The organism is Nocardioides sp. zg-DK7169 (assembly GCF_013155365.1).
Classification (GTDB): Bacteria; Actinomycetota; Actinomycetes; order Propionibacteriales; family Nocardioidaceae; genus Nocardioides.
Window position 1 is genome coordinate 103,056 of sequence record NZ_JABJRA010000007.1, and the last position, 18,357, is coordinate 121,412.

An 18,357-nucleotide genomic window follows, 5' to 3' on the forward strand; every position below is an offset into this window, starting at 1 on the left:
CGATGACCACCACCCCCGCCCCCCACCACAGCACCGTTCTCGTGGCCGGCGCCGGCGCGGTCGGCCTGACCGCCGCCCTGGTCGTCGCCCGCGCGGGTGTGCAGGTGACCGTGCTCGAGGCCGGCGCCACGCTGTCCACGGAGTCGCGCGCCTCGACGTTCCACCCGCCGAGCCTGGAGATGCTCGACGACCTCGGCGTCCTCGAGCAGCTGATGGCCCGGGGCATCGTGTCCACGGGGTTCCAGTACCGCGACCGCCGCTCCGGCCCGATCGCCGACCTCGACCTCGGGGTGCTCGCCGAGGACACCCGCTTCCCGTTCCGGGTGCAGTGCGAGCAGTCCAAGCTCACCCCGATCCTGCTCGAGGTCCTCGAGGGCCTCGACAACGTGACCGTCCACTTCGACCAGCGCGTGGTCAAGGCGGAGACCACTTCGGACACGGCGACCCTGACCACCGAGCGCGGCGACGTCTTCACCGCCGACTGGGTGCTCGGCGCCGACGGCTCGAACTCCCAGGTGCGCCAGACCGCGGGCTTCACCTTCGAGGGCATGACCTACCCCGAGCGCTTCCTGGTCGCCTCGACCACCGAGGACCTCGAGACGATCCTGCCCGGCATCTCCGCGGTCAACTACGTCTTCGACCCCACCGAGTGGCTGGTGCTGCTGCGCACCCCCGAGCACTGGCGGATCCTGTTCCCGACCGACCCGGCCACCGCCGACGAGGTCGAGATCGACGCGGCCCGGGTGCAGGAGCGCCTCGCCGGCGTCGCCGACCTCGGTCGCGAGTGGGACGTCCTGCACACCACGCTCTACCGGGTCCACCAGCGCGTCGCCGACACCTTCCGCAAGGACCGGCTGATCCTGATGGGCGACGCCGCCCACATCAACAACCCGCTCGGCGGCATGGGCATGAACAGCGGCGTCCACGACGCCATGCTCGAGGCGCTGACGCTGGTCGGCGTGCTCGACGGCTCGGCCACCCTCGCCGACCTCGACGAGGTCTGCGAGGCCCGTCGCCAGGTCGCGCTGTCCTACGTCAAGACCATCACCCACGACAACTGGGAGAAGCTGCGTCAGGACGACCCGGAGGCGCAGCGGGCCTACCACGACGAGCTGCGCGCCCTGGCCTCCGACCGCGAGAAGATGCGCAAGCACCTGCTCAACACCTCGATGATCAACTCGCTGCGCAGCGGCCAGGTCGTCGACATGGTCGGCGTCGGCGGTGCCTCGGCGTGAGGATCGAGCGCGAGAACCCGGCGCGCACCGACGAGCTCGTCGGTGCCGTCGAGTCCTCCGACGCGGCCGCGGTCGACGAGGTCGTCCGCCGCGCCCGCGCCGCCCAGGCCGAGTGGGTCGCCGTACCGGTCGAGAAGCGGGCCGCGCTGCTGCGCGCCGCCTCCGAGCGGGTGCGCGAGCACCTGGAGGAGATCGCCACCCTCACCGCGCGCGAGACCGGCAAGGTGCTCGCCGACTCGCGCGGCGAGGCAGGCTTCGCCGCGACCGTGCTCGGCTTCTACGCCGACCGCGGCGAGGCGCTGCTGGTGCCCGGCGGGTACGACGACGAGCGCGGCCGGATGAGCGTGCGGCACCGCCCGTACGGCGTGGTCGCGGCGGTCACGCCGTGGAACGCGCCGCTGATCCTCACCACGCTCAAGCTGGCCCCGGCGCTGGTGAGCGGCAACGCGGTGGTCGTGAAGCCCTCGCCGTTCGCGCCGTTCGGCATCGGCCGGCTGCTGGAGCTCGTCGGCCGCGACCTGCCGGCGGGACTGGTCCAGGTCGTGCACGGGGGAGCGGAGACGGCCACCGCGCTGGTCACCCACCCCGGCGTCGACCGGGTCGCGTTCACCGGTGGGGAGACCGCCGGGCGGGCGATCGCCTCGCTGGCCGGCCAGGCGCTCACCCCCAGCGTGCTCGAGCTCGGCGGCAACGACCCGGCGCTGGTGCTCGACGACGCCGCCCTCGACGACGCCGCGCTGGACCGGATGGTGATGGCCGCGTTCGCGACCAGCGGCCAGGTCTGCATGGCGATCAAGCGCCTCTACGTCCACCGCAGCCGCCTCGATGAGGTCGTCGTCGGCCTGGAGTCGGCGGCGGCGCGGGTGCTGCGCACCGGTGACCCGCTGCACGACGGGGTGAGCATGGGGCCCGTCGTGAGCGAGGCGTCGGCAGCGCGGGTGTCCGGGTTGGTCGGGGAGGCACGCGCCGCGGGTGCCGAGGTGCGCGACCTCGGCACCGTCGACGCGGCGACCGACCTGGCCCGGGGCTACTTCGTGCGCCCCACGCTGGTGCTCGGCGCCGCGGACTCCTCGCGCCTGGTCGCCGAGGAGCAGTTCGGCCCGACCCTGCCGGTGCTGGTCTTCGACGACGTCGAGGAGGCCCTCGCGCGGGCCAACGCCGGCGACCTGGGCCTCGGGGCCTCGGTGTGGTCGGCCGACGAGGACCGGGCCTTCGCGCTGGCGTCCCGCCTGGACGCCGGCTTCGCCTTCGTCAACACCCACAACCGCACCGGGATGGCGCTGCACGCGCCGTTCGGCGGCGTGAAGCGCTCCGGCTGGGGCCGCGAGTACGGCGACGACGGCCTGTGGGAGTACGTCCAGCCCTGCGTGGTGCACGCGCCCGCGGCGTTCCGCGCCGGCGGGGCCGGGCTCGCGGCGAACGCCTACCCCGGCTCCTGAGAGTTCGGGACCAAGGTCCCGAGCCGAGCCGCTCGATATAATATATAGTTCAGGCGTCACCGCCCGAGATCCCCAAAGGACACCCATGAGCCAGAACCTCAAGTTCGTCCAGGACTTCCTGGACGACGCCCCGGTCACGGACGTCTCCACCATCTTCGCGGAGTGGACCGACATCATCGATGGCCTCAAGGAGAAGGTGATGGCGCGCTTCGAGCTCGAGCGCGACCCCTCCACCGAGGAGCTCGAGGCGTTCGCGTCCGACGTCGACGGCGGCCCGAGCGGCAGCGTGCGCGGCTACACCGGTCCCGACGTGGACTGGATGATCCACTCGCACATGCAGAACAAGGGCCTCGGCTTCGTCAACGTGCACCTGACCATCTGGCTGGGCCCGCACATCGACGTCCCGCACTTCGGCATGGCGCTCGGCGCCTTCCCGCAGGGCTGGATGTTCATGGACTCGGTGCCGCGCAAGCTGGTCCCGACCGACGTGGACTACTACAAGAAGTACTACGAGCCGTTCAACGCCGAGTGGGAGCAGATCCACAAGAACACCCCGGGCATCGAGGAGTTCGTCTCCCGCGACGCCTTCGTCCGCGCGACCTACTCGCCGACCGCGTGGTCGTTCATGGGCCCCGGCTCCCAGCAGCTGTTCGACCTCGCGCGCAGCACCGCCAACGCCCACCTCGACCGCTGGCTGCAGTGGGTCGACGAGGCCGTCGCGGTCCCGGCGGAGAAGCGCGCCGAGCTGGCCGCGGGCGACCTGGCGACCCGCCGCAACATCGCCGAGCTCGACCCCGCCAACGTCGTGGCCGTGCGCTACTTCGGCGAGGAGCGCACCGAGCAGCTGGTCCGCGCCCTCTGGGGCGGCGACCGGGTCCTGCCCCGCCCGCTGGACGCCTGACCTCTCGCGATGAGCTCCCCTGTCACCCCGGTGCTGGTCCGGGCGGTCCGTGAGGCGGTGCGCGTCCCCGGCGCGCCCGCCCCCTACGACACCGCCCACGTGACCGTGCGCCACCCGGCCCGGCCGGCGACGACCGAGGTCGAGCGGATGAGCGGCATGCTCCCCGCCGACGCCTCGGGCGCGCCGTACCCGGTGGTCGTGGTGGTCCCGGGCGTGAACGTCTCCTCGGAGGGCTACCGCTGGCTGGCCGGCGCGCTCGTCGAGGCCGGGTACGTCTGCGTCACCTACGACTGGGTCGGGGAGCTCTTCGCGGGCCAGAACGGCCTCACGCCCGGGGTCGACCTGACCGCGGTCGGGCCCGACACCTACGGCACCAAGCCGACCACGCCCGCGCTCGCCGCGGTGCTCGACCGGCTCGCCGAGCTCCACGCCGCCGAGGATGGCGTGCTCGCGGGCCTGCTCGACCTGGACCGCGTCGCGCTGCTCGGCCACTCCGCCGGCGGCACGGTCGCCCTGCAGTCGGCGAGCCCGCAGTGGTTCCCCGGCGTACGCGCCGTCATCACCTACGCCTCGCACACGATGGCCTCCCAGCAGCTCGGCCACCCGGCCGGAACCCTGCTGCGCGCCCCCGTCACGGCGCCCGTCCTGCTCGTCGGAGGGAGCGCCGACGGCGTGGTCGCCGCCAGCGCGGTGCGCTACGGCGAGCGGGCCGGCGCGCCCGACCACGACCCGCTCACCCGCACCTGGGGCGAGGGGCTGCCGGGTGCGGCCGAGGCCTGGCTCGCGGTGCTGGCCGGCGCGGGGCACATGCTCCCCGCCACCCCCGACGACCCGTCGTCGGCGCGAGGCTTCCTCGAGGAGCCGCTCGCCGCCGACCAGGACGAGCTGCGCGAGGCCTTCGTGCGACTCGTCACCGACTTTCTTGCCGCGAAGCTCCGCGACGACCCGGCCGCCACGGCCACACTTCTGCACTACCTGGACCAGCCCAACCCCGTCTTCGCCGATATCCGGCGACGCTAGGAGGATCACGATGTTCAAGAACTTCTGGTACGCCGTCGAATTCGCCACCGACGTTGTCCCCGGCAAGCCCAAGAGGGTCAAGGTGCTGGGTCAGCAGCTGGTCCTCTACCGCAAGAACAGCGACAACTCCGTCGTCGCGATGTCGGACCTGTGCGTGCACCGCGGTGCCGCGCTCTCCGACGGCGAGGTCAAGGGCGACTGCATCACCTGCCCGTACCACGGCTGGGAGTACAACCCCGCCGGTGAGGTCACCAAGATCCCCGCGCACCCCGACAAGGGCATCCCGCGCAAGGCCCGCATCGACTCCTACCCGGTGCAGGAGAAGTACATGATGGTGTGGGTCTACATGGGTGACCTGCCCGAGGAGGAGCGCCCGCCGATCCCGGACTGGTCCGCGGTCGACGACACCGAGACCTACGCCGCCGTCACCGGCAGCTTCTTGTGGAAGTCCAACTACGAGCGGATCCTCGAGAACGGCGTCGACGTCGCGCACACGCCGTTCGTGCACGGCGGCGTCTTCGGCAACCCGGAGAAGCCCGAGGTCCCCGAGTTCGAGATCGAGGAGAGCCCCTGGCACTGCAAGGTGTCGGTGAAGCTCAACCCGCCGAAGTCCAAGGGCCTGTGGGGCGTCATCAACCCCAACAAGCAGGACCTCGCGAACCGCCCGCAGGTGCCGGTCTCCACCACCTGGTGGCTGCCGAACATGATCCTGCTCGAGGTCGACACCCCGATGGGTGCGATGAAGATCTTCGACGTCAACATCCCGATCGACGAAGAGACCACGCTGGTCAAGTTCATCGCCCTGCGCACCTTCTTCAAGGGCAAGTGGGCCGACCGCGACGCCAGGCGCCGCGTCTTCAAGGTGCTCTACGAGGACCAGGCGATCGTCGACGCCGTGCGTCCCGAGCTGCTCCCGTTCGACCTCTCCGACGAGCTGCACGTCAAGAGCGACTACAACGCGGTGCTCTACCGCCGCCGTCGCCAGCAGCTCATCGACATGGGCTGGTCGGTCGAGGGCAACACGATCGTCGGCGAGGGCCCGGCCCGCGTCGAGGCCCGGGTGATCCCGTCGCCGATCCGCAAGGAGGTGCCGGAGCTGGCCAGCGCGTGGAACTTCAAGGAGGTCCGCAGCCGCGAGCTCAAGGCCGGCATCCAGGAGAAGGAGGCGGCGGCCAAGGACGCCGCCACCGCGCGTACCAAGACCAAGGCCGGCGCCAACGGCGCCGCCGCGACCAAGACCCCCACCAAGAACGAGGACGTCAAGGCATGAGCCTGCCCGAGGAACTGTGCATCGGCACGCTGGACGAGATCGTCAAGCGCGGCAACCTGACCGAGATCACCGGGGCCGACGGCGGCCCCTTCCAGGTGCTCGGCTCCGTCATGGGTCCCGACCCGGTCGGGTCGGTCCGGATCTTCACCGGCGAGAAGATCGCGAAGGTCGTCTACGTCGGCATCGTGGTCCCGCAGATCCAGATGGACAGCCACATGGTGTTCGCGTTCATGCCCGACGACTCGCCGGTGCCGCACTACACCCTGGACTCGGTCCACGCGGGCGGGCACTACGCCTTCCACATCGACCTGATCCAGCGCGCCGACGCGGGCACCCACATGGTCTACAACGACTGGGCGCACACCCCGCTCACCGAGGCCTACGAGTCCGTCCACGCGATGGAGGGCCTCTCCAAGGCGGCCCTCGCGCCGCGCCAGCTCACCGTGATGTCCTCGTGGATGCTGGCCAGCCGCGCCAGCGAGGAGGCCTTCGCCGGCCTCCACGCCCCGGTCAACGCCTACCTCGACCACTGGTTCTCCCTGGTCGAGGGCGGCGTGCCGGCCGAGGTCGCCGCCGACCTCGCCGACACCGACCTGGCCGCGCGCGACGCGAAGAACCGGGCCCTGCTGTTCAGCCCCGACGTGGACAAGGTGTGGGCGCAGATCTCGCGCCTGCTCACCGAGCCGGTCGCCGAGAGCATCCGCCTGCAGCTGGTCGACAACGAGCTGCCTGCATGAGCGAGGCCCAGGCCAGCGAGTGGCAGAAGCGGATCGCGGGGGAGTGGCACGGGCGACCGTCGCTGTTCGACGCCGAGGGCAACCACGTCGGGTTCGAGCGGATCGCCCGGGCCAGCGTGGTCGAGAACGGTGAGACCAGCTACTGGATGAAGAGCCAGCTCGAGGGCAGCGGACCGCTGCGCAACCGCCTCGAGGTCGGCGCGACGTTCAACTTCGGGATCGTCGACTCCGACGAGAACCGGGTCTACGTCGGGCCGGACTTCTTCGGCACCGGCCAGCCCTACGGCACGCTCGTGGACGCGAACTACTACTCGCCGGCCTGGCAGGCCGACATGCACACCTGGAACCAGGTGCTGCCTGACGGTGACACGCAGGTCTACTCCTCGATCCTCTACGACGGCTGGTCGGTCGTGGCGCTGTTCAACGGCGTCTACACGAGGACCTTCGACCACGAGACCAACCCCGAGACCCAGGCGTACGTCGAGGACTGGATCGCCGCCGAGACCCGGCGCGGCCCGGTCCCGCAGGTGCTGCCGACCAAGGAGGCCGGCACCTACTCCGGCGTCCTGGCGGTGGTGGGGGAGGACCAGAAGCCGGTCGGCGAGGTCTCCGTGCGCATCGAGCACGAGCCCGTCGGGCTGCGCACGGTGCGCCACCGGGTGACCTGGACCGGCGCGCTGGAGCGCTCCTACACCTACGAGCGCCAGCGCGACGGCGCCCGGGTGCTCTACGAGGGCCCCGAGGTCTACGGCAACGCGATGACCTTCGGGCGCGCGGTCTTCACCAACCAGCACCTGGTCGGGCCCGACCTGACCGGTGTGGAGAAGATCCGCGGCCGCGAGTACGTCCTGGACCCCGAGACCCGCGACCTCGCGGTGGTGTGGCGGCTGTTCCACGGGGACCGCACCACCCACTTCGTGCACGGACTGCTGACCTGGGAGCCCCGATGAGCAGCACGGACGGTCGCGTCGTCGTCGTCACCGGCGGCACCCGCGGCATCGGCCTGGGCCTCGCGCGCGAGCTCCTCGCACGCGACGCCCGGGTGGTGATCTGCGGGCGCAGCGACGCCGCGGTCGCCCAGGCCCTCGGCGAGCTCGGCGCCGGCGCCCGCGCGAGCGGCCTGGCCACCGACGTGACCGACCGCGCCGCCGTCCAGGCGCTGTGGGACCACGCCGTGGCGGCGTACGGCCGCGTCGACGTGTGGATCAACAACGCCGGCATCTCCGCGCCGCACAGCACGATCGTGGACGCCGACCCGAAGACCGTCTCCGACGTCTTCGCGGTCAACGTCTCCGGCGCCCACAACGGGTGCGCGGTGGCGGGGGCCGGGATGGCCGCCCAGCCCGGCGGCGGCTGGGTGTGGAACATGGAGGGCTTCGGCTCCGACGGGCGCATCCAGGCCGGCATCGGCATCTACGGCGCCTCCAAGCGCGCAGTGCGCTACCTGACCGAGGCGCTGGTCAAGGAGCACAAGGAGAGCCCGGTCAAGATCGGCTTCCTCTCCCCGGGGATCGTCGTGACCGACCTGCTCATCGGCGACTACGAGGGCAAGCCCGAGGCGTTCGCGAAGGCCAAGAAGGTCTTCAACATCCTCGGCGACACCGTCGAGACGGTCACGCCCTACCTGGCCGAGAAGGTGCTCGCCGCGCAGAAGAACGGCGCGCGCGTGGAGTGGCTGACCAACGCCAAGGCGGCGCGGCGGTTCATGACCGCCGGCTTCCGCAAGCGCGACCTCTTCGCCGAGGCCGGCTGATGGACCTGGCGCGCGGCGTCGACGTCTGCGCCGAGTACGGCGTGGCGCTGGCCGTGGAGGACTTCGTCCCCTGCGTGCTCGCGCTCTCGGCGCTCGTGATCCTGGCCCAGGCCGTGCGTCGCCGGGTCCCGGCGGCCTATCCGGTCGCCCTCATCGGCGGCCTGGTGGTCTCGGCCGGCGGCTTCGGCAAGGCCACCTGGAAGCTGCTGGTGGCCACCGGCTGCTGGGAGCACCCGTGGCTGGAGGCGCTGCTCTTCCCGTGCCTGGCCTTCGGCTTCTCGGCCGTCGCCTGGGCCGTGCTCAGCGCGGTCAAGGGACGCGAGGTCGCCCCGCTGTGGTTCGTGCTCTTCCCGCTGGCCGCCGGCGTCGGCGCCGCGTGGATGAGCATCTCGGCGGGGGAGTACACGAACTGGCCGCTGCTGATCGCGGCCGCCGTGGGCGCCACGTTCCTGGGCGTCACGCTCGCCGCGACGGCGTTCCGCGCGGGCAAGGCGTCGGTCGGCGTCCTCTTCGTGGTCTACACCCTCGGCACCAACATCCTGCCGCCCCTGGCGGCGCAGCCCGAGCAGTCCGCCGAGCTGCAGTGGGCCGAGCAGCTGACCAACTCCGCGGTCCAGCTCTGCTTCCTGCTCGGGGCGCTGTGGCTGCGCGAACACATGACGAGCAAGGCGGCCGCCGAGGCCGCCGCGAAGACAGGAGTGCCCGCGTGAGCGTGGACCGACTCGGATGGCGCCGCAAGTTCGGCGTCATCGCCCCGAGCACCAACACGATCGTCCAGCCCGAGTTCGACATGATGCGGGTCCCCGGCGTGACCTCGCACTACGGGCGGATCTTCATCCCCGACGGCCGCATCGCGACCGACGAGGGCATGGAGAACCTCTTGGTGCAGATCCGCGCCAACATGGACGCCTGCGTCGAGAGCCTGATGACCATGCAGCCCGACTACATGGTCATGGGCATGAGCGCGGAGACGTTCTGGGACGGCGTCGAGGGCAACCGCGCCTTCGTCAAGCAGATCCAGGACCTCACCGGCGGCCTCGGGGTGGCCACCGGCGCCGAGGGCTGCGAGCGCGCGCTGAAGCTCTTCGGCGCCCGCAAGATCGCCGTCGTCACGCCGTACACCCCGATCGGCGACGCCAACGTGCGCAAGTTCTTCACCGAGCTCGGCTTCGAGGTCGGCCAGATCAAGGGCCTGTGCGTCAACAGCGCCGTCGAGATCGCCCACGTCACCGAGAAGACGCTGCGCGAGTCGCTGATCGAGATCAACGACTCCGACGTCGACGCGATCGTGCAGTGCGGCACCAACCTGTGCATGACCGAGCTCGCCGACGAGGCCGAGCGCTGGCTGGACAAGCCGGTGATCGCGATCAACGCCGCCACCTGGTGGATGGCGCTGCGCGACAACGGCATCGAGGACCAGCTGCACGGCTACGGCACGCTGCTGCGCGAGCACTGAGCCGTTCGACGCCGAAGGGCCCGCCCCGACCAGCCGGTCGGTGCGGGCCCTTCGTCGTGTCGCTCGTCGTGGTCGTGTCCGGGGGCGCGTCCCGGGCCGGGGGCCCCGCTCAGCCGCCGACGGTGACGTCGTCGAAGGGCAGCAGCGGCTCGACGGCGGGGAAGACGAGGGTCATCAGGACGATCAGCACGAGCGCCACGAGGACCAGCGCCTCGAGCAGCTTGAGCCAGGTCGGGCCGGGCAGGAGGCGCCACAGCGCTGCGTACATCGGTTCTCCTCGGAGGTGGGGCGGAGGGCGGGGAGGTGCGGGGGAGGCGGGACGCTCAGGCCAGGTCCGGCGGCGGGCCGGCCTCGGCGGCGTATCGCTCGACGAGCTCGGCGCCCAGGACCAGCCGCTCGCTGGAGCCCCAGCGCGGGTGGCAGGTCACCAGGGTCATGGTGCGTGCGGTCGGCTTGGCGCCCGGGAAGCCCGCGACCGGCTCGACGACCTCCACGGCGCTCGGGCTGACGATCCGGCTCCAGGTGACCTCGTAGACCAGCCACTTCCCGACCGTCTCCACGACGATCCGGTCGCCCTCGCCCACGCGGTCGAGGTTCGCGAACGGCTCGCCGTGCGTGGCGCGGTGCCCGGCGACGGCGAAGTTGCCGATCTGGCCGGGCAGCGCCGTACCGGGGAAGTGGCCCGGGCCGCGGGCCAGGTCGGAGTCGGTGACGCCCTCGACGACCACCCACTCCCAGTCGTCGCCCAGGGCGGGGATGTGCAGCACGCCGAAGCCCTCGCCGGCCCGTGGCTTCGCCGCCGGGTCCTGCTGGGCGCTCTCCTTGTCCAGCGACCGGAAGTCGTCCATCAGGCCGCGCTGGGCGGCCTGGGTCTGCTGATTGGTCCAGACCAACAGGTAGAAGGCGAAGGCCAGGAGGACGAGCCCCGCGGTCACCGCGAGCTCGGCAACGGCACGAATTCCTGTGGAGATCACGGTTCGTAGCATCGCTGACACCTCAAATAATATATCATCGCCAAATCGCGGAATCCGTCGCAGGGACCGTCGAACCGAGGAGACGCTACGGCTATGAGGACGAGTGCACGAGCACTGGGGGCGGTCCTCGCCTCCGGCCTGGTCGCATCGATGGCACTCGTGGGTGCCGGCAGCTCCGGAGCGGCCGACATCGCAGCCCCGGCAGCCGCGGCGGAGCCGGCCGCGTTGGTGGGCGGGTGCTGGACCTACACCCCGCGTCCCCTGAGCGACCCTGCCGCCCCGTCCGGTACGCCGCTCGAGGGCGAGCCCCTCGACCTGGCCGACCCGCCGCTCCTGGACCTCTCCACCGCGCTCGAGGCCTGGTCGCTCCCGGCGCCGGACCCGGAGGCGGAGCCGCTGGTCCACACGCTCAGCACCGCCGGCGACACGGCGGTCGGCGGGACCCGCACCTTCACCCTCGACCTCGCCGGGGGACCGGTCCTCAGTGACGTGCCGACCTCGGGCACCGCGACCTTCCACTTCGCCGTCGACGGCGCCGACGTCACGCCCGTCCAGGTCCCCTTCGAGATCGGTGCCGGCGAGGCGCTCCCGCAGACCCTCGTGGAGGGCAGCTTCGAGATCGCCGAGCCCGGCGCCCACCAGGTGGCGCTGCGCGGGGCGTTCTTCGACATGCCCCTGATCGCGCGCCGCGTCGCGTGCAACGGCCAGGTCGAGGGCGTCCCGGGCGGCACCAACCCGGCCACGGTCCCGCTCGACACCAACCTGGTCACCGACTTCGCCGCACTGGCCGCCCCCGCGGCGGCCGTCGCGGGCATCGAGGGCCAGCGGGTCCTGGACGCCGCGCGCTCCGGCGACACCGTCCGGGTCGCGGTCACCGGCCTGGCCTCCAGCGCCGACGCCACCCTCGCGCTGTGCGACGCCGCGGCGCTCTGCCTGCCACCCGCCACCTTCCGCACCGAGGCCGACGGCTCCGGGCTCGGGCAGGTGCGGGTACCGCGGGAGATCGCGGCGGGGGACTGGACCGTGCGCGTCTCCGACGCCGTCCGGGCCGTCGACCTGCCGCTCGCCGTGCTGCCCGCCCCCGCGATCACGCTGGCCGAGGACCGGGGCGAGAAGGAGGTCGAGGTCACCGTCGAGGGCGCGGGCTGGAACCCCGGCGCCCCCGTCGAGGTGCGCGGCTACGCCGGGCCCCGGCTGCTCGACGCCGCGGCCACCTCGGACCGCCGTACCGTCGTGCGCGCCGACGAGACCGGGGCCTTCACCGCGACCTTCGCCGCGACCGACCGGAGCACGAAGCGGATCGGCGCGGTGCAGCAGCGCCGCGACCGGCCGGCGCTGCGTGCCGGAGCCGTCTTCGGCGGCTTCGCGACCGTCGGCCCGCCGCCGCCCGTGGACCCGCCCGGGACCTCGCCCCCGTCGGTCCCCGCGGACCCGCCCGCCTCGGTCACGCCGGTCACGCCGGTCACCCCGGTCGCGCCCGCGCTGCCGACGGTCCCGTCGCTCGAGGACCCGCCCCTGAACATCCCGGCTCCCTTCGGCGGCAAGGTGCAGGACTTCGACCCGCCGGCGGTGACCCCCGACCCGGAGCCCGTCGAGACCACCCTGGCCATCGGGCAGGTCCGCCTCGAGGGGTCCGCCAGCTTCGGCGAGCTCTTCGGCGCCGCGCCCGAGCGCACCCTCACCTTCGTGGTGCAGAACCTCGGCGACGTCGCGGTGGAGGACCCCGAGGTGCGCCTCGTGGTCAGCAAGACCGACGACGTCGAGCCCGCGCCGGTCCAGGCCGGCATCGGCACCCTCGGGCCCGGCGACCAGGCGACCGTGGAGATCCCGATCGCGCTTCCGACCGCGGCCTTCGGCACCTACCACGTGCGCGGCGGCGTCGGGGACGCCGAGCTGACCAGCTTCGACCTGGAGTGGAGCAGCTATCCCTGGGGGCTGTTCGTGCTCAACGCCCTCGGCCTCGTGCTGCTCGGCTGGGGCGTACGCCGTCGCCTCGCCGCCCGCGGGATCGCGCTCTCCGCCCTGCTGCCGGCCGCGGCGCTGTCGCTGCCGGTGATGGCGCGTCGTCCCGCTCCGGCCGACGGCCCGCTCGGAGACGCCGTCGTCGACCTCGCGGCCCTGCAGAAGTGGTGGGACCTGCGTGACAACGGTCAGCGACCGCCCGCGCCCCGCCCCCGCATCCTGGGCGGCACGCCGGTGCCCCTGATGGCCACCGCCCCGGCCGCTGCAGGTGGCGGGCCGGACAGCGGGCCCGACGGGCCGGCCAACGACTCGATCGTCGACCTCGCGGCGGCTGCGGCGTGGTGGGAGCACCGCAGCAACGGCGAGCCGCAGCCGCGCCGGCGTCTGCTCGCCGTGGTCGGGGAGCCCGCGCCCCGCGCGGTCGGGCCGGTCGCCGTCCTGGACCCCGAGGCGGAGGCGGCGGACGCCGCGATCGTCGACCTCAAGGCCGCGGACGAGTGGTGGTCGCGGCAGGAACAGCGCCGGAAGGGTTACGGCCGTGGTTAATATCCTATATTCTTTGCGCATGACCCGCCGCCCGGATGAAGGAGCCCGCGTGACGCGCTCGAGAGCCAAGACCCCCTGGTGGCGCGACCGCTCGGCGGTGATCCGCACGACTGCCGTCGCGGCCTCCGCGTGCCTCGCGCTCGCCGGCTGCGGCGCGCTCATGCCCGGCGGCAACACGGGAGGTGGCGGCCTCGCAGTGGCCGCCGGACCCGGCCCCGGCGTCAGCGACGACTCGGTCAAGGTGGTCTTCGTGGCCGTCGACCTCGACGCGATCCAGAAGCTGACCGGCTTCGTCACCGCTCCGGTGGGCGACCAGGAGGCGCAGATCCAGGCCCTGGAGGACTGGGTCAACGACAACGGCGGCCTCGGCGGCAAGAAGCTCGACGCGGTGTTCCGCCTCTACGACGGACAGAACGACTCCCCGGCGACGGAGGAGCAGCTCTGCAACCAGGTCACCCAGGACGACAAGGCCTTCGCCGTCGTGCTGACCGGCCAGTTCCAGTCCAACGCCCGCCCCTGCTACGCCCAGCGCGAGACGCTGATGCTGGACGCGACGCTCTACGCCAGCGACACGGCGTACTACGAGGAGCTGGCGCCGTACCTGTGGTCGCCCAGCTTCCCCGAGTACGACTCCTTCATCCGCGCCTACGTCGCGGCCACGGAGAAGCAGGGCTTCTTCGAGGGCCAGAAGTCCGTCGGCGTGGTCGCGGCGGACTCCCCGGTCAACCGCCGCGCGGTGGAGGAGGTCGGGGTGCCCCTGCTGAAGGAGGCCGGCCTCGACGTGCAGGTCGGCTGGGTCGACCCCACCGACATGGGCACCCTCTACGCCGGCCAGGAGCAGGCGGCCGACACGTTCCGCAGCAAGGGCGTCCAGCGGGTCATGTTCTTCGGCGGCTCGCGCCTGGCCTCGATCTTCGCCAGCATCGCGGCCGGTCGCCAGTTCACGCCGAGGTACTCGATCTCCAGCTTCGACAACCCCTCGTTCTTCATCAACAACCCCGACCTGATCCCCGACGGCACGATGGACGGGATGATCGGCATCGGGTTCCACCCGCCGCAGGACGTCTCTGATGAGCTGGTGCCGTTCCCGGACCCGGACAACGCCGCCGAGGTGGAGTGCTTCGAGGTCTACAAGAACGCCGGCATCACCTTCGAGTCGCGCGAGAGCGCCCGCGTGGCGCTGCCGTACTGCGACGCCGCGCGCATGCTCAAGATCGGCGCCGACAACGCCAGCGGTGACCTCAACGCCCAGACCTGGTCCGATGCGATGGCGGCGAACGGCGAAGGCGTCGAGACCGCAGCCGGCTTCGGCGGTGCGCTCGACCGCGGCCGCGCGGGCGCCGGCGGCTACCGGGCCATGCGCTTCGACGATGAGTGCCAGTGCTTCGTCTACGACGGCGACGTGGAGCTCTTCGAATGACCGACGCCCCCGCGCTCTCCTGTGCCGGCATCCGCGCCTCCTACGGCCAGATGCAGGTGCTCTTCGACGCCGGCCTGGTGGTCGAGCAGGGCGAGATGGTCGCCCTGATGGGCCCCAACGGCGTCGGCAAGAGCACCTTGCTGAAGGTGATCGGCGGGCTGCTGAAGCCCGACGCCGGCACCGTGACCATCGGCGGGGTGGACGTCACCAACGCCGCGACCCGCAAGCGGATCGACCTGGGGCTCTCCCAGGTCGTCGGCCAGTCGGCGTTCGGGTCGCTGACGGTCGTCGAGAACCTCACCATGCACGGCTTCGCCGCGACCGACCGGCGCTGGAACGCCGAGGCCGTCGAGGCCGCGCTGGCTGTGTTCCCGCGTCTCAACGCCCGGCGCAACCAGACCGCCTCGACGCTCTCCGGCGGTGAGCGCCAGATGCTGGCCCTCGCCAAGTCGATCGTCGTGGAGCCCAAGATCCTGGTGATCGACGAGTTCTCCCTCGGCCTCGCGCCGGTGGTGGTCGGCGGCCTGATGGACCTGCTGCGCCGGCTCAACGAGCGGGGGTCGGCCGTGCTGCTCGTCGAGCAGTCGGTCAACGTCGCCCTCTCGCTGGTCGACCGCGCCTACATGATGGAGAAGGGTGAGATCATCGCCGAGGAGCGCGCCGCCGACCTGGCGGCCAACCCCGACCGGATCCGTGAGCTGATGCTCGGTGGCCACGCGGCGGGTGCCCGATGAGCGCCCTCGCCCTGGTGAACGGCGTGAACGCCGCGATCACCCCGATGTTCTCGCTCACCGACTTCGACTTCGGCCTCGACCGGATCGTCCTCGGACTGTTCTCCGGACTGACTTACGGGCTGCTCGCGATCGGCCTGGTGCTGGTCTACCGCTCCAGCCGGTTCGTGAACTTCGCCCACGGCTCCGTCGGCGCGTTCGGTGCCTCGGTGCTGGCACTGTTCGTCGTCGACTGGGGCGCACCGTACTGGCTGTCGTTCCTGCTCGCGATCGGCGTCGCCGGCCTGCTCTCCGCGGGCATCGAGGTGCTCGTCGTACGCCGCCTGACCGGGCGCCCGGCCCTGATCGGCATGATCGCCACGCTCGGGCTCTCGCAGTTCATCTTGATCATGGCGCTGGTCATCAACACCGACGGCATCAGCGGCTTCACCTTCCCGAAGCCGCCGTACCTCCCGACCTGGGAGATCGACTCGCTGCCGGTCGGCCCGCCGTACATCGCGATGTTCATCCTCGGTCCGCTGCTGCTGTGGGGCCTGGCCGTGTTCCTGCGCCGCCACCGCCTCGGCATGGCGGTGCGCGCGGCCGCGGACGATCCCGACGCCGCCCAGCTCGAGGGCATCCCGGCGCGCCGGATGGCGACCCTCGTGTGGGGCCTGGCCGGCGGCATCGCCGCCTTCTCGGCCATCCTGGTCACCCCGACGACCTCGGGGCAGGGCCTCGACGGGCTCGGCGCTGACCTGCTCCTCAAGGGTCTCGCCGGCGCCGTGATCGGTCGGATGACCTCGATCCCGATCGCGGTCGCCGCCTCCCTCGGGATCGGCGTGTTCGAGCAGCTGCTGCTCTCCAACCCCGACACCCGGTCGCTGGTCAACGTCGCCATCGGCCTGGTGATCGTGATCGCCCTGCTGCGCCAGCCGATCCTCGGCCGGGCCAGCAAGGAGCGCGGCGGCTGGCGACGCGTCGTCGTACCCCCGCTGCCGGAGGCCTACCGCACGGTGCGCAGCATCGTGTGGCTGCCACGGGTGCTGATGTGCATGGTCGCGATGGCGGTCTTCGGTCTCGCCTACGTCGTGTCCAACGAGACCGCGTCGATCCTGACCAGTGTCGCCGGCTACACCCTGGTCGGCCTCAGCGTCGGCCTGGTCACCGGCGTCTCGGGCCAGCTCTCCCTCGGCCAGTTCGCCTACGCCGGCATCGCCGCCGCCGCCTCGGCCCACGTGGTCGACGCCACCGGCAGCTTCGTGTTCGGCATCGTGGCCGGCGTCGCCTCCGCCGCGATCGCGTCGGTGCTGATCGGCATCCCCGCGATGCGGCTCAAGGGGCTCGCCCTCGCGGTCTCGACGCTTGCGTTCGCGTTGGCGACCACCTCGTGGCTGCTGCGCACCGACCTCTTCCTGGGCGATGGGCTGTCCCCGGCCAGCCCGACGGTCTTCGGCTACCCGGTGACCTACGCGGTCGACTACTACCTCTTCGCGCTGCTGATGCTGGCCATCGGCATCTGGTTCACCAACAACCTGCGCCACAGCGGGTTCGGGCGCAGCCTGCAGGCACTGCGCGACAACGAGGAGGCCGGCCGCGCCTTCACGGTCCCGGCCCGGCTGCGCAAGTTCCAGCTGTACGCCGTCTCCGGCGTGGTCGCCGGCCTGGGCGGCGTGGTCATCGGGCACGGCCAGACCTCGCTGACGGTCAACTCCTTCCCGGCCAGCGCCAGCATCGACGTGGTCGCGCTGACGGTCATCGGTGGCCTCACCCTGACCATCGGTCCGCTCATCGGCGCGCTGATCATCGTGGGCCTGCCCGCGATCGTCACCTTGTCCACCGCCGGCCAGGCCGCGCTGGCGATCAGCTGGCTGCTCGTCGTCATCCTGCTGCCCGACGGCCTCGGCGGGGTGCTCATCAACGTCCGTGACCGCATCTACGACGTCCTCGCCCGGCGTGCCGGCATCGATGTCGAGGTGGCCCGTCACGGGCCCGGCGAGCCGTCCACCTCCCCGCTGCAGGGGACGATGCGGCTCGAGGGTCTTGTCGAGCGTCCCGGTCCCGCGTCCGACGGTCCGGTCGCCGGGCTGGCCCCGGTGCTCACCGTCGCGGGTCTGTCCAAGCGCTTCGGCGGCGTCGTCGCCGTCGACCACGCGGACTTCGAGGTCGCGCCCGGGGAGATCCTCGGCGTCATCGGGCCCAACGGCGCCGGCAAGACCACCTGCTTCGAGATGGTCGCCGGCTTCACCAGGCCCGACGCCGGGCGGGTGGTCTACGACGGTGTCGACGTCACCAAGGCGACTCCCGAGCAGCGCGCCATCCAGGGCCTGGTGCGGTCCTTCCAGGACGCCGCGCTCTTCCCGACCCTGACCGTGCGCGAGACGCTGATGATCGCCCAGGAGCGCACGGACCCGACCGGCCTGTGGACCGCCTCGATCGGCGTACGCACCGGCGAGCGCGCCAAGCGCGTCGCGGCCGAGGAGCTGATGGAGCGCACCGGCCTCACGCCGTACGCGAACCGGATGATCTCCGAGCTCTCGACCGGCACCCGCCGGGTGGTCGAGCTGACCGCGCTGCTGGCGCTCGAGCCGAAGGTGCTGCTGCTCGACGAGCCGTCCGCCGGCATCGCGCAGAGCGAGAGCGACGCGCTGGGTGACCTGCTGCTCAGCATCCGCCGCGAGCTCGGCACCACGATGGTCGTCATCGAGCACGACCTTCCCCTCCTCTCGCGACTGTGCGACCGCATGATCGCGATGAACCTCGGCCGGGTGGTGGCCACCGGCACCCCCGACGAGGTCCGCAACGACCCGGCGGTCGTTCGCTCCTACCTGGGCAGCGAGCAGGCCGCGATCCACCGTTCCGGCGCCCACACGGCACCGGCCGCGGTGGTCACCGATCCGGCCCTCACTCGGGCCCAGCCGGTGGCCCCATGAC

Annotated in this window: 16 protein-coding genes; 14 read left to right on the top strand and 2 right to left on the bottom strand. The window is 71.9% G+C overall.

All coding sequences use genetic code 11. The features are described from left to right. Positions 1-2: 2 nt before the first annotated feature. From HOQ23_RS12850 to HOQ23_RS12895, 10 genes are all read left to right on the top strand, one after another. Positions 3-1,235 carry an NAD(P)/FAD-dependent oxidoreductase gene (locus HOQ23_RS12850; protein ID WP_172215006.1) on the top strand — a complete coding sequence of 411 codons (1,233 nt, stop codon included), beginning with the start codon at positions 3-5 and terminating at the stop codon, positions 1,233-1,235. Beyond that, positions 1,232-2,674, top strand: a complete 1,443-nt coding sequence (locus HOQ23_RS12855) for an aldehyde dehydrogenase family protein (protein ID WP_172215007.1) — start codon at positions 1,232-1,234, stop codon at positions 2,672-2,674. The genes HOQ23_RS12850 and HOQ23_RS12855 overlap by 4 nt, the downstream gene beginning before the upstream one ends. Before the next feature lie 85 nt (positions 2,675-2,759). Continuing rightward, complete coding sequence (locus tag HOQ23_RS12860) at positions 2,760-3,575, top strand: oxidoreductase (RefSeq protein WP_172215008.1); 816 nt, start codon at positions 2,760-2,762, stop codon at positions 3,573-3,575. 9 nt (positions 3,576-3,584) lie between these two features. Next, a complete protein-coding gene (locus HOQ23_RS12865) occupies positions 3,585-4,595 on the top strand; it encodes an alpha/beta fold hydrolase (protein ID WP_172215009.1) in 1,011 nt (336 codons plus the stop codon). Between the two features lie 10 nt (positions 4,596-4,605). Further along, complete coding sequence (locus HOQ23_RS12870) at positions 4,606-5,865, top strand: aromatic ring-hydroxylating dioxygenase subunit alpha (protein WP_172215010.1); 1,260 nt, start codon at positions 4,606-4,608, stop codon at positions 5,863-5,865. Next, positions 5,862-6,602: a hypothetical protein gene (locus HOQ23_RS12875; protein WP_172215011.1), complete on the top strand. Its 741-nt coding sequence runs from the start codon at positions 5,862-5,864 to the stop codon at positions 6,600-6,602. The genes HOQ23_RS12870 and HOQ23_RS12875 overlap by 4 nt, the downstream gene beginning before the upstream one ends. After that, the gene (locus HOQ23_RS12880) at positions 6,599-7,552 is read left to right on the top strand and encodes a hypothetical protein (protein ID WP_172215012.1); all 954 of its coding nucleotides are present in this window, start codon (positions 6,599-6,601) and stop codon (positions 7,550-7,552) included. Before HOQ23_RS12875 ends, HOQ23_RS12880 begins: the two co-directional genes overlap by 4 nt. Continuing rightward, positions 7,549-8,355, top strand: a complete 807-nt coding sequence (locus tag HOQ23_RS12885) for an SDR family oxidoreductase (RefSeq protein ID WP_172215013.1) — start codon at positions 7,549-7,551, stop codon at positions 8,353-8,355. Before HOQ23_RS12880 ends, HOQ23_RS12885 begins: the two co-directional genes overlap by 4 nt. Then, on the top strand, positions 8,355-9,065 hold the full coding sequence (locus HOQ23_RS12890; protein WP_172215014.1) for a hypothetical protein: 711 nt from the start codon (positions 8,355-8,357) through the stop codon (positions 9,063-9,065). Before HOQ23_RS12885 ends, HOQ23_RS12890 begins: the two co-directional genes overlap by 1 nt. After that, positions 9,062-9,811, top strand: coding sequence for a hypothetical protein (locus HOQ23_RS12895; protein WP_216654190.1), 750 nt, complete (start codon positions 9,062-9,064; stop codon positions 9,809-9,811). Before HOQ23_RS12890 ends, HOQ23_RS12895 begins: the two co-directional genes overlap by 4 nt. 109 nt (positions 9,812-9,920) lie before the next feature. Here HOQ23_RS12895 and HOQ23_RS12900 read toward each other — a convergent pair whose 3' ends face one another. Both HOQ23_RS12900 and HOQ23_RS12905 read right to left on the bottom strand, forming a co-directional pair. Beyond that, entirely contained in the window at positions 9,921-10,079 is a 159-nt protein-coding gene (locus HOQ23_RS12900) for a hypothetical protein (protein WP_172215015.1), read from the bottom strand. A 55-nt stretch (positions 10,080-10,134) separates the two neighbouring features. After that, a complete protein-coding gene (locus HOQ23_RS12905; RefSeq protein WP_172215016.1) occupies positions 10,135-10,797 on the bottom strand; it encodes a class E sortase in 663 nt (220 codons plus the stop codon). A gap of 81 nt (positions 10,798-10,878) precedes the next feature. Between HOQ23_RS12905 and HOQ23_RS12910 the strand changes: the two genes are divergently transcribed. From HOQ23_RS12910 to HOQ23_RS12925, 4 genes are read left to right on the top strand one after another with little or no spacing between them, the layout of a single operon-like run. After that, positions 10,879-13,293 (top strand): hypothetical protein, encoded by a 2,415-nt coding sequence (locus HOQ23_RS12910; protein WP_172215017.1) that lies wholly within the window; start codon positions 10,879-10,881, stop codon positions 13,291-13,293. Positions 13,294-13,342: 49 nt separating this feature from the next. Further along, positions 13,343-14,713, top strand: a complete 1,371-nt coding sequence (locus HOQ23_RS12915) for an ABC transporter substrate-binding protein (RefSeq protein WP_172215018.1) — start codon at positions 13,343-13,345, stop codon at positions 14,711-14,713. Then, positions 14,710-15,447, top strand: a complete 738-nt coding sequence (locus tag HOQ23_RS12920; protein WP_153322377.1) for an ABC transporter ATP-binding protein — start codon at positions 14,710-14,712, stop codon at positions 15,445-15,447. The genes HOQ23_RS12915 and HOQ23_RS12920 overlap by 4 nt, the downstream gene beginning before the upstream one ends. Continuing rightward, a complete protein-coding gene (locus HOQ23_RS12925; protein WP_172215019.1) occupies positions 15,444-18,356 on the top strand; it encodes a branched-chain amino acid ABC transporter permease/ATP-binding protein in 2,913 nt (970 codons plus the stop codon). The genes HOQ23_RS12920 and HOQ23_RS12925 overlap by 4 nt, the downstream gene beginning before the upstream one ends. The last annotated feature ends 1 nt before the right edge of the window (position 18,357 follow it).

Coding starts and splice junctions, on each gene's coding strand:
- HOQ23_RS12920 (WP_153322377.1), top strand. CDS start 14,710: ATGACCGACGCCCCCGCGCTCTCCTGTGCCGGCATCCGCGCCTCCTAC.
- HOQ23_RS12925 (WP_172215019.1), top strand. CDS start 15,444: ATGAGCGCCCTCGCCCTGGTGAACGGCGTGAACGCCGCGATCACCCCG.
- HOQ23_RS12875 (WP_172215011.1), top strand. CDS start 5,862: ATGAGCCTGCCCGAGGAACTGTGCATCGGCACGCTGGACGAGATCGTC.
- HOQ23_RS12910 (WP_172215017.1), top strand. CDS start 10,879: ATGAGGACGAGTGCACGAGCACTGGGGGCGGTCCTCGCCTCCGGCCTG.
- HOQ23_RS12885 (WP_172215013.1), top strand. CDS start 7,549: ATGAGCAGCACGGACGGTCGCGTCGTCGTCGTCACCGGCGGCACCCGC.
- HOQ23_RS12865 (WP_172215009.1), top strand. CDS start 3,585: ATGAGCTCCCCTGTCACCCCGGTGCTGGTCCGGGCGGTCCGTGAGGCG.
- HOQ23_RS12905 (WP_172215016.1), bottom strand. CDS start 10,797: ATGCTACGAACCGTGATCTCCACAGGAATTCGTGCCGTTGCCGAGCTC.
- HOQ23_RS12880 (WP_172215012.1), top strand. CDS start 6,599: ATGAGCGAGGCCCAGGCCAGCGAGTGGCAGAAGCGGATCGCGGGGGAG.
- HOQ23_RS12870 (WP_172215010.1), top strand. CDS start 4,606: ATGTTCAAGAACTTCTGGTACGCCGTCGAATTCGCCACCGACGTTGTC.
- HOQ23_RS12890 (WP_172215014.1), top strand. CDS start 8,355: ATGGACCTGGCGCGCGGCGTCGACGTCTGCGCCGAGTACGGCGTGGCG.
- HOQ23_RS12860 (WP_172215008.1), top strand. CDS start 2,760: ATGAGCCAGAACCTCAAGTTCGTCCAGGACTTCCTGGACGACGCCCCG.
- HOQ23_RS12850 (WP_172215006.1), top strand. CDS start 3: ATGACCACCACCCCCGCCCCCCACCACAGCACCGTTCTCGTGGCCGGC.
- HOQ23_RS12900 (WP_172215015.1), bottom strand. CDS start 10,079: ATGTACGCAGCGCTGTGGCGCCTCCTGCCCGGCCCGACCTGGCTCAAG.